The organism is Bradyrhizobium sp. SZCCHNS1050, assembly GCF_032484785.1.
GTDB lineage: Bacteria > Pseudomonadota > Alphaproteobacteria > Rhizobiales > Xanthobacteraceae > Bradyrhizobium.
This window is the reverse complement of sequence record NZ_JAUETR010000002.1, coordinates 457,678-470,902: the sequence shown is the minus strand read 5'-3', so window position 1 is coordinate 470,902 and position 13,225 is coordinate 457,678. Positions and strand designations below refer to the sequence as shown.

Sequence of the window (13,225 nt, the reverse complement as noted above, 5' to 3'; positions counted from 1 at the left end):
CTTGCGATGTGAGGAGTTTACAGGAACCCGATCGAAATCCACGGAAAAATCGCAACGATGACGAGGCCGATGAGAAGCGCCAGCAGGTAGCCCCAGATCGGGCGGATGCCCTCCGCGGGATCGACCCGGCCGATCGCGCAGGCGGCGTAATATCCGACCCCGAACGGCGGTGCGAACAGGCCGATGCCCATCGCCAGGATGATCACCATGGCATAATGCACCTCGTGCACGCCGACGGCACGCGCGATCGGAAACAGCAGCGGGCCGAACAGCACGATCGCCGGGATGCCCTCGAGCACGCTGCCCAGGATCGTGAAGGCGACGATCGAGACCGCGATGAACGTCGCCGGGCCGCCCGGCAGCCCGGTCATCGCCGCCGCCAGCGCGTGTGAGAAGCCGGACTGCGTCAGGCCCCAGGCCATGCCGGTCGCCGTCCCGATGATCAGCAGGATGGCGCCGGACAGCGCCGCCGTTTCGATCAGCATCGGCATCAGCCGGCGCCAGTCGAAGCGGCGATAGACCAGCAGGCCCGCCAGCACGCCATAGACGATGCCGATGGTCGAAACCTCCGTCGCCGTCGCGACGCCCTCGACGACGGCGGCGCGGATCACGAAGGGCAGGGCCAGGGCAGGGAGCGAGACGATGAAGGCCTTGCCGATCTCGGCTCCGGTCGCGCGGCGGACACCGCTCATGTCCTCGTTGCGGTAACGCCACCACACCAGCGCGCACAGCGTGATCGCCAGCACCACGCCCGGCAGCAGGCCGCCGGTGAACAGCGCCGCAATCGACACGCCCGTGACGGAGCCGATCGTGATCAGAACCAGGCTCGGCGGAATGGTCTCGGTCTGTGCGCCGGTGGCGGCGAGCAGGGCGACGAGATCGCCGGGCTTGGCGCCGCGCGCCTTCATCTCCGGAAACAGCACCGGCGCGACCGCCGCCATGTCGGCCGCCTTGGCGCCGGAAATGCCCGAGACGAGATACATCGCGCCGACCAGCACGTAATGCAGCCCGCCGCGGACGTGACCCAAGAGGCTCGCCAGGAACGCGACCATGGCGCGGGCCATGCCGGTCATTTCGATCAGCAATCCGAGAAAGACGAACAGCGGCACCGACAGCAGGATGAGATGGCTCATGCCCTCGTCCATGCGCCCGACCAGCACCATCAGCGGCGTGCGCGTCGTCAGCGCCAGATAACCGAAGATCGCGAGCCCGAAGGCGAACGCGATTGGCACGCCGGCGAAGACGCACAAGCCGACCACGCCGACGAAGAAGATCACGAGGTTGATGTTGCCGAGCGGCTTCAGCAGCGGCTGTGCCACCCAGAACAGCGCGATGATGGCTGCGACGGAGACGACGGCCAGCAGCATCGTCCTGACGCTGGCCGTGCGGGCGAGACGGATGAGGGCGAACAGCGCCATCAGTCCGATACCGACCGGCAGCGCGGCGGCGCGCCAGATGTTTTCGATCTGCAGCGCCGGCGTCGTGATGAAGCTTTCCTCGTAGGCGTACTCCCAGGACGGCCAGGCGATCATGACCAGGAACGCCAGCGCCGCGCTCGTCGCGACCAGATCGAGATAGGCGCGCAAGCCGGGGCTGGCGCGCGCCACCATTGCCGTCATCCGCATGTGCTCGCCGCGGCGGAACGCAACCGCAGCGCCGAGCATCGCGAGCCACAGGAACAGGATCGAGGCCAGCTCGTCCGACCAGATCAGCGGCCGGTGCAGCACGTAGCGCGCCACGACGCCCGCGAACAGGATGACGATCTCGGCCACGACCAGCAGCGCGGCTGGGATCTCGACCAGGAGACCCAGCAGGGCGTCCAAGCCATCGAGCCAGGACCGGCGGCGAGGGATCTCGATGACCACCTCGCTGATCGCAATTTCCGTGAACTCGGCATGCGCCATGACGTCACCCGAACGCGTCTACGTCATTCTTGTTTTGAGCATGACCGGTCCCACGCTTCCGGACCACGCTCGAGGTTACGACAGCTTGCCGACGGCCTTTTCCAGGAGCGCCCAGGCCTCGTCGCCATACTTGCCCTTCCACTCGGCATAGAAGCCGGCGGTACGCAGCTTGTCGCGGAACGGCGCGACGTTGGGCTGATTGAAGGTCAGGCCCTTCGACGCGAGCTCTGCTTGCAGGCCGGCATTGAGCTTGGCGACGTCCTCACGCTCCTTCACGGCGGCCGCGTTGATGTGCTTGGCGACGATCGTGCGCATGTCGACCGGCACGGCCTCCCAGGCGCGGCGGTTCGCCAGGAACCAGAAGCCGTCCCACATGTGGTTGGTCAGCGAGCAGTATTTCTGCACCTCGTAGAGCTTGGCGGTCGAGATGATCGCCAGCGGGTTTTCCTGGCCCTCGACCACCTTGGTCTGCAGCGCCGAATAGACCTCGCTGAAATTGATCGAGGCGGGCGCGGCCTCGAACGCCTTGAACATCGAGGTCCACAGCGGCGACACCGGCACGCGGATCTTGAAGCCCTTGAGGTCGTCGGGCCCATTGATCGGCTTGGTCGACGACGTCGTCTGACGGAAGCCGTTGTCCCAGATCTTGTCCATGACCACCAGGCCGGCCTTGTTGATCTGGCCGCGCACGTAAGCGCCGAGATCGCCGTCCATGGCCTTCCAGACCGTGTCGTAGTCCGGGAACGCGAAGCCGATGCCGTTGATCGACGCGGCCGGCACCAGGGTCGCCAGGATCAGGCCGGACAGCGTGAAGAACTCGACGCCGCCGGAGCGAATCTGACTCAGCATGTCCGTGTCGGAACCGAGCTGGTTGTTCGGGAAGATCTGCAGGTCGAACTTGCCGGCGGTCTCGGCCTTGATCGCCGCCGCCATCTCCTTGGCGCGGACGTTGAGCGGATGGGAGTCGGGCAGGTTGTTGGCGTATTTGTAGGTGAACTCGGCGCTCTGCGCACGCGCCACATGCGGCGCTGCGACGGTGCCAATTCCACCCAGTACGGCTGTCGCCGCGGAGGCCTTCAACAGCGCGCGTCGTGACAGGCTCATGCTCGTTTCTCCCTGGAGAAGCTTCTTCTTGTTGCATCGCGCCGCCGCAAGCATCGCCAGACGAATCCAGCGACATCAGCGACGTCATCTGCGCTTATTGCAGCGATGGGCCGCAGCAGCAATATCGGCGTTCGCAGCAGGTCATGCGCAGCGCGAGTCTCGGCCACGGCGAACGGCCCGTCAGCTCGGGCTGGCCGGGGGTTCTGAAGGGCCCGCGGCTGCCGCAAATTCGAGGATTTGGCGCCAAGTCATTGAACTCCCTATGCATATAAATATTCCATAATATACCTTATGCGAATTGGCCATGGACGGTGGAAGCCGCACATCGGCCCGCCCAGCGCACGTCGGCGCCTGTGCGAAATCGCCCCCGCCTCGTCACCCCGCAGTCTTCGTTTGGTCAAAGCCCAGAGGTCAAAACCGCATCCTTCAGGATTGGGCACGGGCGTATCGTGAATGGGATCCGAAGACATGCCAGTTCAGTCGACGTCGAAGGAAGTTGATCCGGGTGATGTCGCGCTGCCGCCTGACGACGCTGTCTGCGAGGAGATCTATCAGCGGGTGCTGGCCGAGGTGCGCGCACGTATCGATCAGCGGATCGCCGACATCGAGGCCCAGGCCGCTGCTGATGCGGTCGAGGCTGTCGAACCCGCTGCAGGCAGCGAGCACGTGGAAACGCCTCCTCCGGCCCGGCGCCGGCCCGTATTGCGGGCCATGATCACGCTGATGGCCTCGGCCGGGCTCATCGGCGCTGCCATCACCCTGGCGCGGGACCATACCGAGACCATCACCTCCGTCACCGACCGGATCGAAGCGGCGGTTCAATCCATCCGGCGTGAGAACGCTCAGGCGGCGAATCCGCCGGTGGCACTGGAGACGGCGGCGAACGGATCGAGTGCGGCCGAGACGGCCCCTGCCTCACCATCACCAGCCGTTTCACCAACACCGGAGACGTCATCATCGACTTCAACGCGCGCCAGCGATCCATCCTCCGCAATGGCGGAGGCTACGCCGGAGCATGACGTGCCGTCTGCTCCCGACCGGGACGTCGCGCCGCTGATCGACAAGATCGCGCATGACTTGGCCGAACTGCAGAGCGGGTTTCAGGAGTTCAAGTCCGGCCAGGAACAGGCCAACCGCGATCACGCCAGGGCGATCGAACAGCTGCAGGCCAGCCAGGACCAGCTCGCTCGCGCGTTCCGCGCAGCGAAGACCGAGCCGACGACCGTCGGCGCCGCGGCGCGCCTAGCGCCCCGGCCGCCACAGGCGCGCCCGCCTCGTTTCCCGTAGCTCCGAACTCATGAGAGATCCGGGCAGGGAGCAGGGATGCCCCTGCTCCCTGCCCCTCACAGATAGTTCGCCGCGGCTTCGGCCTCGAACCGATCCGGCGGGCCTTCCCAGACGATCTTGGCATGATCCAGCACGTAGACGCGGTCGGCGTGCGGGAGCGCGAAGGTGACGTTCTGTTCGCCGAGCAGCACCGTGATCTTGGTGGTCTCGCGCAGTCGATCGAGCGCCTTCGACAAGGTCTCCAGGATCACCGGTGCAAGTCCGAGCGTCGGCTCGTCGAGGATCAGGAGCTTCGGCTTCATCATCAGTGCGCGCGCGATCGCCAGCATCTGCTGCTCGCCGCCGGACAGCGTGCGCGCCAGCTGCGGCTGCCGCGACTTGAGGATCGGAAACAGCCCGAACAGCCATTCGAGCCGCTCGGCACGCTCGGCGTCGGACAGCGCATTGCCGCCGAGCTCGAGATTTTCGCGCACGCTCATGTCGCCGAACAATTCGCGCGTTTCCGGACACTGCACGATGCCTGAGCGGGCGATCTGCGCCGCCGTGCCGCCGGCAAGGCTGCGCCCTGCCCACTTCACGTCGCCCGAATACGGCACTAGGCCCGAGATCGCGTTGAACAGCGTCGTCTTGCCGGCGCCGTTGAGGCCGACGACCGAGACGAACTCGCCCTCATGGACGTGCAGCGAAACGTCCTGCAGCGCCTGCGCCTTGCCGTAGAGCACGCCGACCTTGTCGACCTGCAGCGCCGGCGTGACGTCCTTGAAGCTCGCCTCCGGCCGCGCGGTCGAGACCAGCGCGCCGCCGAGATAGACCCGGCGGACGGTCTCGTCCTGCATCACCTCGGTCGCCCTGCCCTCGGCGATCTTCTCGCCGAGATACATCGCCAGCACGCGGTCGACCAGCGCCGACACGCTCTTGACGTTGTGGTCGACCAGCAGCACCGCGTGGCCGTCGTCGCGGAATTCGCGGATGAGCTCGGAGAAGTCGGCGACCTCGGACGCCGTGAGGCCGGCGAAAGGCTCGTCGACCAGCACCAGCTTCGGGCTGCGCGCGACAGCCTTGGCGAGCTCGAGCCGGCGCAGGTCGGCAAATGCCAGCGTCGGCGGCCGCCGGTCGATGACGCTGCCGAGGCCGACGCGCTCGGCGATCGCGCGTGCGCGCGCATCGACGTCCTTGTCGGCGAACAGCCGCGTCAGCTTGTCCGGCAGCAGCGCGACCTTGATGTTCTCCAGCACGGTCTGGCGCGCCAGCGGCCGCGAATGCTGGAACACCAGCCCCACGCCCATGCGCGCGATGCGGTGCGACGGCAGGCCGGCGAGCTCGATGCCGTCGAGCCTGACCGAGCCCGCGGTCGGCCGCTCGACGCCCATGACGCTCTTCATTGCGGTCGACTTCCCCGAGCCGTTCGGCCCAATCAGGCCGAGGATCTCGCCGGGATGGATCGAGAAGCTGAGATTCTTGACGGCGACGAGGCCGCCGAAGCGCTTGGTGAGGCCGCTGACTTCCAGCATCGGAGCGCTGCTCATGCCTTGCGTCATGCCTTGGCCCCTCCCCTGATCATGCCGAGGAAGCCGTCGGGGAAGAACAGGATGACCACGAGCGCGATCACCGAGACGATCAGGGTTGCGAGCTCGCCGAGCGGCCGCAGCAGCTCGCCCATGCCGATCAGGAAGATCGCGCCGATCGCGGCGCCGATGACGGTGCGGCGGCCGCCGAGCACCGCGGCGATGATGATCTGCACGCCGACGCCGACATCGACAAAGGTCGAGACCGAGGCGGTGCCCATGTAGAACACCATCAGTGCGCCGGCGAGCCCGGAGAAGAACGCGCTGACGACGAAGGCGGCGAGCTTGTGCTTGGTGACATTGAAGCCGAGCGCGCCGGCCTGGATCTTGTCCTGCCCGCTCGCCTGCAGGATCAGCCCGATGGCGCTGCGCGACAAGCCGAACAGGATCGCACCGCTCACCAGCATGAAGCCGAGCGCGATCCAGTAGTTGGTCTTGGCATCGATCGAGATCACGTCCGGCACGGCGAGGCCGATCTCGCCGCCGGTCAGCCCCGCGGCGACGACGATGAAGTTCTGCAGCATCAGCACGGCGACCAGCGTCGTCAGGCCGAAATACGGCCCGCTGACGCGCAGCGCCGGCAGCGCCAGCACGACGCCGCCGACGACCGCCGCCAGGGCGCCGGCGGCGATGCACAGCCAGATCGACAGGCCCGGCGAGAAGTGCGCATCGAGAATGCCGGCCGTATAGGCACCGACGCCGATCAGGAAGGTCGGTCCGAAATTGACCTCGCCGGCGAAGCCGAACAGCAGGTCCCAGGACATCGCGAACACGGCCGTGTAGTACGCGACCGTCAGCAGCCCGAGGACGTAGCCTGAGACGTAGGTCGGCAGGACCAGAGCCACGATCACGGTCAGGAGCGCGATCCAGAACAGCCGCGACGTACCGAATGCAGGCATGCTCACCTCCGTCCGAACAGCCCTTGCGGGCGCAGATACATGACGACGACGAGCAGCAGCAGCGCCGGAATCGTCCGGTAGGCCGGCGAGATCAGATAGGCCGTTCCGGTCTCGAGATAGCCGACCACATAGGCCGCGATCAGCGAGCCCGACACGCTGCCGAGGCCGCCGAGCACGACGATCGAGAACGCGCTCGCCGTCAGCGGCCCGACGCTGTAGGAGCTGACCCCCAAGAACATGCCGAGCAGGATGCCGGCCACCCCCGCCAGCAGGCCGTAGATGGCCCAGACGGTGAGGTAGATCGACGATAGTTCGATGCCCAGCAAGGTGACGCCGCGCGGATTCATCGACGCCGCCATGACAGCCTTGCCGCGCCTGGTGCGGTTGACCAGGAACCACAACAGCCCGATGGCGACCCAGCAGATCACGGCGGTGAAGTATTCGTTGCGTGGCGTGCGCACGCCGAACACCGTAGTGACGCCCTCGACGATCGGCAGCACGGTCTTGGCATTGTTGGTGAAGAAATATGCGATCGCCTCCTGGATGATGATGCCCCACAGCAGCGTCGCGGTCAGGATGAAGATCTCCTTCTCCGATTCAGCAATCACCTTGGAGCGCTGGATCGGCCTGACGGCGATGAAGTAGGTGGCGAAGGCCAAAATGAAGCCGGCGAGGATTCCGATCAGCGCGCCGGTGTAGGGCCCGACACCGAATTCGCTGGCGGCAGCCCAGGCTGCAACCGCGGCGCCGACCATGATGGCGCCGTGGGAAAGGTTGAGCACGCCCGAGACACCGAAGATCAGTGTGAAGCCGGTCGCGCCGAGGGCATACAGCGCGCTGATGGCAAAGCCATCGATCAAGATCTGCCAGAAAAGCATCGAAAATCGACCTGCAACGTCAGACTGAGGCACCAAGAAAATGGGCCGCTCCTTGAAGGAGCGGCCCGCGATGCGTCAGTTGCTGGCCGCCTTGAGCTTGATGAAGGACGGCCAGGTGGCGGTGCCGGCGGCGAGCTCCTTGGGCCAGACGTTGACCTGCTTGCCGTTCTGCCATTGCAGCATCAGCCCGGTGATGTAGCCTTTCCCGGTCCGCAGCGCGTGCGGGTTCGGGTCGCCCTTCGGCTTGAAGGCGATGCGGCCGATCGTCCCGGCATAGTCGGTCGCTTCCATCGCCTCGACCATCTTGTCGGGATCGGTGCCGCCGGCCCGATGGATCGCATCCGCGATCATGTAGACGTCGTCATAGGAGGTGTAGCCGGCATAGGACGGGAAGTTTCCGAACTTCTTCTGATAGGCCTCCACGAACGGCAGCGTCTTTGGCGTCACCGCGACGCCCGGTCCCGACACGGCATTGTACATGACGCCCTCGACGGCGCCGTTGGTGTCTTTCCAGAAGGTCGAGTTGGTCGCCTGCGAAGAAATGCCGAACATCGGGATCGGCACCTGCTGGCTCTTCCACTGCACGGTCGGCTGGGTGCCGACATGCGAGATGCCGGTGATCATGACGTCCGGCTTCAGGCCCTCGATCTTGTTGAAGATCGGCGTGAAGTCGGTGGTGTCAGGCGACATGCGGATGTGGTCGACGACCTTGAGCCCGATCTCCGGCAGGCATTTCTCGTAGCCGGCGTCGAGCGGCGTCGTCCACGCCGCGTCCTCGCTCATGATCACCGCGGTCTTCATCTTGTAGGGCTCGACCAGCAGGTCCTTGGCCGCGTCGCAGACGAGGCCGGCCAACGAGGTCGAGGTCAGATAGCCGTGGAAGGTGTATTTGAGCTGGTCGTAGTTCTTGGCGATGTTCTGGGTGATGACGTCGGACGCGGCACCGGGCGTGATCATCAGCGTCTTGAGGCGCCCTGCCCACGGCTCCAGCGCCAGCACGACCTCGGAGATGTAGCTCGCGATGACCGCGTTGACCTTGTCCTCGCTGACGGCGCGCTGGAAGGCCCGCACCGATTCCGCCGAGGAGGAGTGATTGTCGTAGACGACGATCTCGATCTTGCGCCCGTCGATGCCGCCCTTGGCGTTGATCTCCTCGGCGGCCAATTGCGCTGCGGGTGCGATCGACGAGCCGGCGACGGCCTGTGCCTCGGAGATGACACCGATCCTGATCGGGTCTGCGGCCCAGGCGGCCGAGGAGACGAGCGCAGTTGCGCAGCTCGCAAGCAAGATGGACTTGAGCGAAATCATGAAACCTCCCGAATCCTTATGCCTCTGACGGGCAGGCTCGACTTTGGTCTCCCACATGCCAGTGAGCAAGGGAACATCCCGAGACGTGCTCTGCGCTCAGCGCATTGTGATAGCGCGCCGCGCTCATGGCTCACGGAATGTCTTACAGGACTGCATGGTTCCTGCGCGCCGCCCAAATATATCCGCTGCATTGCAGCAGCGGATATTCCGAGTTGAAGAGGGCCACGTCCTTACGACGAGGCGATCCCTTACGACGAGGCGGTGCCCTTTGACCTACATGAAGCTTCTCGACTGAAGCGGCAACCTCAACTCAGCCAAACTGACGCACGTGCCCAAGCATCTCGTGCACGTCGTAGGTCATGACGGCGAGAAGCGCCGCGAGCGCGAGATAAGTCCCGGCATATTCGAGCTTCGTCTGCAGCGTCGTGCCATAATAGGCGACGTTCTCGGGCGCGCCGGGATCGTAGCGCCAGGCCTTCATCAGTTGCGGGGCTGCGAGGATGGCGATGATGATCAGCATCGGGCTCGGCCGATAGAGCATCAAGGCCAGCAGCATGGGAACGCCAAGCAGCCAGATGCGCGGACTCAGCACGCTGGTGACGCGGCCGCCGTCCAGCGGCGAGATCGGCAGCAGGTTGAACAGGTTGAGGAACAGGCCGGAATAGGCGATCGCAAGCAGCAGATTGCTGTCGTCCGATCGCGCCCACAGATAGACCGCAAGCGCGGCCGCGGTCCCGACTAGCGGACCGGCGAGTGCCACATAGGCCTCCGTCTCGACGTCGACCGGCTGCTCCTTGAGCGCGATCCAGGCGCCGACGAACGGGATGAAGGCGGGAGCGCCGACGTCGAGGCCGCGCTGACGTGCGGCGACGTAGTGTCCCATCTCATGGGCAAACAGGAGCGCAATGAAGCCGGCCGCATAGCGCCAGCCCCAGATGCCGGCATAGACGACCAGCGACAGCAGCATCGTGCCGCCGCTCATGGCGAGCTTCCCCCATTTCAGGCCGGAGAACAGGATCAGCAGGAGAGCCTTCACGTCGGCCCGCCCGCGTTGTCGCCGCGCGGCTTGCGGCGCAGGAAGTTCATGACAGCGGCCCCGGCGCCGACGACGGCGAAGATGATGATCTTGGCGAACTTCAGGACGAACGCACCGGCCAGCGCCAGCAGCCCGAGCTTCTTCGCGGCAACGCCGCCGACCAGCGCCAGCAATCCATATTCGGCGATCCGATCCGTGCTGGCGCTGAAATCCTCATAACGCTTGCCGGCATTGTAGGAGAGATCGGACAGCAGCTCGTGCGCCACCGCCTTGTCGCCCGCGATCCGCTCCGAGCCGGACAGGAGGTTCAGGCTGAAATAGCCGTCACGCCCGAGTGCGTAGGTGTTGTAGTTGACGTTCTTCGGCGCATCGTCGGGCTGGCCCTTCTCCTTGGCGAGCAGCGACCAGACGAGACGATGCGTCGTGGCGTCGTAGGCCGGCGGCTCGACCCAGCCGACCACGGCCATTTCCGGAAATCCGCGCGCCGCACGGTCCTTGTTCGCCTCGTCGGCGCCGGCGCGGAGGTTGCTCAGCAGATCGTCCGCGTTCCAGCTCTTGGCGTCGTCGTCTTTGATGTAGCCTTCCTTGATGTGCTTGATCACCACCATCCAGTCGTCGTTCTGGCGTCTGCCGACGACCAGCCCGACGAAGGTCGCGTCGTTGACGACGTTGCCGAGCGCGCGAAGGACCCGCAGGCCTTCGTTCTTCGGGACGTAGAAGTAGTCGGCCGGCAGCTTCAGCGTGCCCTGGTCGATCAGCACGATGTCGCTTGGTCCGTCGGTGCCCGCTTGGCTCGCCGCCTGCCAGGCCGCCATCAGTTCAGCCTTGCGCGTGGCCTCATCCAGAGGCACGGCCTGCGCGTGAGCGGACAGGACGACGAACGCTGCGCACAACATTGCGCGCGCAATGACAATCAAGCTTTGCACCGGCCCCACCCCCCCCCAAGAACATCGGTCGGATAGTACCTCGGAGGCTCGGCAGCGCGCAACAAGAGGGCGATTCAGGCCTCTCGAAGCGATCGACTGGCGCTGCAGCGAGGGAGAGATGGTCCGAAAAGGCCCCCTCCTCGTCACGACGCTGTCTTGCTTTCGGCCAAAGCGGCGGGTCGAGTCACGTTTGAAAATTCAAAGAGAACATCGGCGTCGGCGGCGGGCCAAGGGTTTGGGGATCAGCAATGCAGTCCACACAGAACGTGCAACAGATTGATCAGAGCGAGATCGGCCTCGCCCCTGGGAAGCCCGAGAAGACAAGCTATGATCAACTGTACCGGCGGGTCCTGCGTGAGGTGCTGACCCGGATCGATACGCGGCTCGCGGCGATCGAGAGGCCCGGCGTGGCGGCGGATGCCGCGGCGGCAGCGAGCACGAGCGGGGCGGCAGACGCCGGGGCCAGCCGCTGGGCGCGGATGAAGGCACCGCTCGGCAGGCTGCGCGGGCGCAACGCCGTGGGTCTCGCTCTGCTGGTCGTGCTGGTCGGTGGCTCGGTCGCCTGGTCGCAGCGCGACGCCGGCACCTCGCTGATGGACCGTTGGATGCCGGGCGCCAGCGAAGCTCCGCAGGACGAGGCGTCAGCCCAGCAGGGTAGCGAGGATGCCATGATGTCGAATGCCTCGCTGAGGGGAGCGGAAGACACCACCGGCCCCCGCGAGCCCGCGACGTTGATGCAGAGGATGGCGCGTGACATCGCCGATCTGCAGCAGGGCATCGAACAGATCAAGTCGACGCAGGATCAGGCCAGCCGCGATCACACCCGCGCCATCGAGCAGCTACAAGCCGGCCAGGATCAGCTGATGCGTCTGGTGTCACGAATGTCCAACCAGTCGGTGCAGGCACGCGGCACGGTCCCCCCAGGCCCGCCCCAGCAGATCATCGTGACGCCGCAGCAGCGGACCACCACGGGAATGGCCCGGCCGCAGCCGGCGCAGCCGCAGGGCTCGACGTTCGGGACACTCTTTACCCGCAACACCTCGGGCATTCAGCCGCCGATGCCGCGTTGATGGTGTGATCGGCCGTGCTCACCGTTGGCGGTCTTGGCCGCCGCCGATCCGCGCGCTTGCCGATCGGCCCCTTATCGGTCCGTTACGAGCAGGTGTGAACGCGCCCGTCGTAGCCGCGGTAGATGCCCTTCTCCGCGTCATAGGTGCGGAAGCTCTTGCAGTTCACACCCCGCCTCTTCGCCTCCCGCTTCATTTCGCTCTTCTGTTCGCTCTTGGGCTTGCGGACGCGTTGCTCGCGCTTGGCGGGCTTGGTGTCGTCCTCGGCATGTTGGGCATGCGCGTGGCCGTGCCGTCCGGGCTTGGCCGACGGGGACGCGGTGTCCTGCTTCGCAGCCGCCTTCCCCGGCGTGGCCGCGGAAGAAGCTGCGGCCGGCGGCGCGGATGTCTTGGGCTCGGCCGGCGCAACCGCGGGCTTCACCTCGGCGGCGGCAGCCGGCTTTTCGGCGGGCGCAGCGGCTGCGGGCTTGCTCTCCGCAGCCTTCTCTTCGGCTTTCTCCGGCGCGGGCGCGTCCTTGGCGACGGCGGCGGGCTGAACGGCCGGAGCGGGCTCTGCCGGTTTCGACTCGGTCACGGCCGGCTTCTGGCCGACGTCGGCGCCGGAGTTCGGTTCGACCTTGGTCTCGGATTTGGCCTCGGCTGGCTTGCTCTCGGCCGCAGCATCCGTCGCGGCTTTTTCGGTTGATACTTTGTCCACCCGCTGCTGGCTCGCGCTGTCTGTGGCCTGAACGGGCTTGGTGTCCGCAGCGGCTGGCTCGCCGGGCTTCTCGGCCGTCTTCTCGGGCTCGGCCGCAGGCTTGCCGGCGGCATCCGAGGGCTGCTCGGCGGGCCTGGTTTCAGCAACCGCGGGTTTCGGCTCGGACTCTGCGGGCTTTTCGGCCGTCGGCGCGGCAGACTGCTCCGTGGCGGGCTTGGCCGCATCGTTCGCGGCTCCCTGGGCCCAGGCGCTGGAGCCAGCGATCACTCCGAGGACGCAGAACAGAACGCCCGCGCGGACGGCTGGCGGACAAACAACGGAAACTTGCATGCTGGAAAACTCGCTTGAGGGGCCGGCAGATTGCCGGTTTACGTCATCTGCAGCCAGCTTTCGCCACGAAAACGGCATGCGCGCAAAAGAGTCGCACGAGGTGTGCTTTCCGCATCATGGATTTGCAATCGCGACGTGAAGGCCGGCGCGCCGACACTCAATGCGTCGGATGCCGACGGCACATCGGCCGCCTGAATGGCGCGGACCGCGCCCGGCGGGACCCC

The 13,225-nt window shown here is 66.0% G+C and carries 11 protein-coding genes; 2 read left to right on the top strand and 9 right to left on the bottom strand.

All coding sequences use genetic code 11. The annotated features are described in order from the left end of the window. Positions 1–17: 17 nt before the first annotated feature. Positions 18–1,904, bottom strand: coding sequence for a TRAP transporter large permease subunit (locus tag QX094_RS26505; protein WP_316185061.1), 1,887 nt, complete (start codon positions 1,902–1,904; stop codon positions 18–20). A 75-nt stretch (positions 1,905–1,979) separates the two neighbouring features. After that, complete coding sequence (locus QX094_RS26500; RefSeq protein ID WP_316185062.1) at positions 1,980–3,008, bottom strand: TRAP transporter substrate-binding protein; 1,029 nt, start codon at positions 3,006–3,008, stop codon at positions 1,980–1,982. Between the two features lie 558 nt (positions 3,009–3,566). On the opposite strand from QX094_RS26500, the gene QX094_RS26495 reads away from it, so the two are divergent. Then, positions 3,567–4,295: a hypothetical protein gene (locus QX094_RS26495; RefSeq protein WP_316185064.1), complete on the top strand. Its 729-nt coding sequence runs from the start codon at positions 3,567–3,569 to the stop codon at positions 4,293–4,295. A gap of 56 nt (positions 4,296–4,351) precedes the next feature. Here the strand turns inward: QX094_RS26495 and QX094_RS26490 are convergent, their stop codons facing one another. The 6 genes from QX094_RS26490 to QX094_RS26465 all read right to left on the bottom strand — a co-directional run bounded on the left by QX094_RS26490 (position 4,352) and on the right by QX094_RS26465 (position 10,832). Further along, positions 4,352–5,821: an ATP-binding cassette domain-containing protein gene (locus QX094_RS26490; protein ID WP_316167984.1), complete on the bottom strand. Its 1,470-nt coding sequence runs from the start codon at positions 5,819–5,821 to the stop codon at positions 4,352–4,354. 8 nt (positions 5,822–5,829) lie between these two features. Then, the gene (locus QX094_RS26485) at positions 5,830–6,759 is read right to left on the bottom strand and encodes a branched-chain amino acid ABC transporter permease (RefSeq protein WP_316167985.1); all 930 of its coding nucleotides are present in this window, start codon (positions 6,757–6,759) and stop codon (positions 5,830–5,832) included. Between the two features lie 2 nt (positions 6,760–6,761). Next, positions 6,762–7,637, bottom strand: a complete 876-nt coding sequence (locus QX094_RS26480; protein ID WP_316167986.1) for a branched-chain amino acid ABC transporter permease — start codon at positions 7,635–7,637, stop codon at positions 6,762–6,764. Positions 7,638–7,712: 75 nt separating this feature from the next. Beyond that, positions 7,713–8,945 (bottom strand): ABC transporter substrate-binding protein, encoded by a 1,233-nt coding sequence (locus tag QX094_RS26475; protein WP_316188346.1) that lies wholly within the window; start codon positions 8,943–8,945, stop codon positions 7,713–7,715. A gap of 310 nt (positions 8,946–9,255) precedes the next feature. Next, positions 9,256–9,981 carry a site-2 protease family protein gene (locus QX094_RS26470; RefSeq protein WP_315827605.1) on the bottom strand — a complete coding sequence of 242 codons (726 nt, stop codon included), beginning with the start codon at positions 9,979–9,981 and terminating at the stop codon, positions 9,256–9,258. Then, positions 9,978–10,832: a DUF2167 domain-containing protein gene (locus tag QX094_RS26465; protein ID WP_315711920.1), complete on the bottom strand. Its 855-nt coding sequence runs from the start codon at positions 10,830–10,832 to the stop codon at positions 9,978–9,980. Before QX094_RS26465 ends, QX094_RS26470 begins: the two co-directional genes overlap by 4 nt. Before the next feature lie 323 nt (positions 10,833–11,155). On the opposite strand from QX094_RS26465, the gene QX094_RS26460 reads away from it, so the two are divergent. Continuing rightward, positions 11,156–11,977, top strand: a complete 822-nt coding sequence (locus QX094_RS26460) for a hypothetical protein (RefSeq protein ID WP_315711919.1) — start codon at positions 11,156–11,158, stop codon at positions 11,975–11,977. A gap of 82 nt (positions 11,978–12,059) precedes the next feature. Here the strand turns inward: QX094_RS26460 and QX094_RS26455 are convergent, their stop codons facing one another. Next, positions 12,060–13,001 carry a hypothetical protein gene (locus QX094_RS26455; protein ID WP_316188345.1) on the bottom strand — a complete coding sequence of 314 codons (942 nt, stop codon included), beginning with the start codon at positions 12,999–13,001 and terminating at the stop codon, positions 12,060–12,062. Positions 13,002–13,225 lie beyond the last annotated feature (224 nt).

Bases quoted from the DNA above. Each gene is read 5' to 3' on its own strand.
- QX094_RS26505 (WP_316185061.1), bottom strand. From the start codon at position 1,904: ATGGCGCATGCCGAGTTCACGGAAATTGCGATCAGCGAGGTGGTCATC.
- QX094_RS26500 (WP_316185062.1), bottom strand. From the start codon at position 3,008: ATGAGCCTGTCACGACGCGCGCTGTTGAAGGCCTCCGCGGCGACAGCC.
- QX094_RS26490 (WP_316167984.1), bottom strand. From the start codon at position 5,821: ATGAGCAGCGCTCCGATGCTGGAAGTCAGCGGCCTCACCAAGCGCTTC.
- QX094_RS26485 (WP_316167985.1), bottom strand. From the start codon at position 6,759: ATGCCTGCATTCGGTACGTCGCGGCTGTTCTGGATCGCGCTCCTGACC.
- QX094_RS26480 (WP_316167986.1), bottom strand. From the start codon at position 7,637: ATGCTTTTCTGGCAGATCTTGATCGATGGCTTTGCCATCAGCGCGCTG.
- QX094_RS26475 (WP_316188346.1), bottom strand. From the start codon at position 8,945: ATGATTTCGCTCAAGTCCATCTTGCTTGCGAGCTGCGCAACTGCGCTC.
- QX094_RS26460 (WP_315711919.1), top strand. From the start codon at position 11,156: ATGCAGTCCACACAGAACGTGCAACAGATTGATCAGAGCGAGATCGGC.
- QX094_RS26455 (WP_316188345.1), bottom strand. From the start codon at position 13,001: ATGCAAGTTTCCGTTGTTTGTCCGCCAGCCGTCCGCGCGGGCGTTCTG.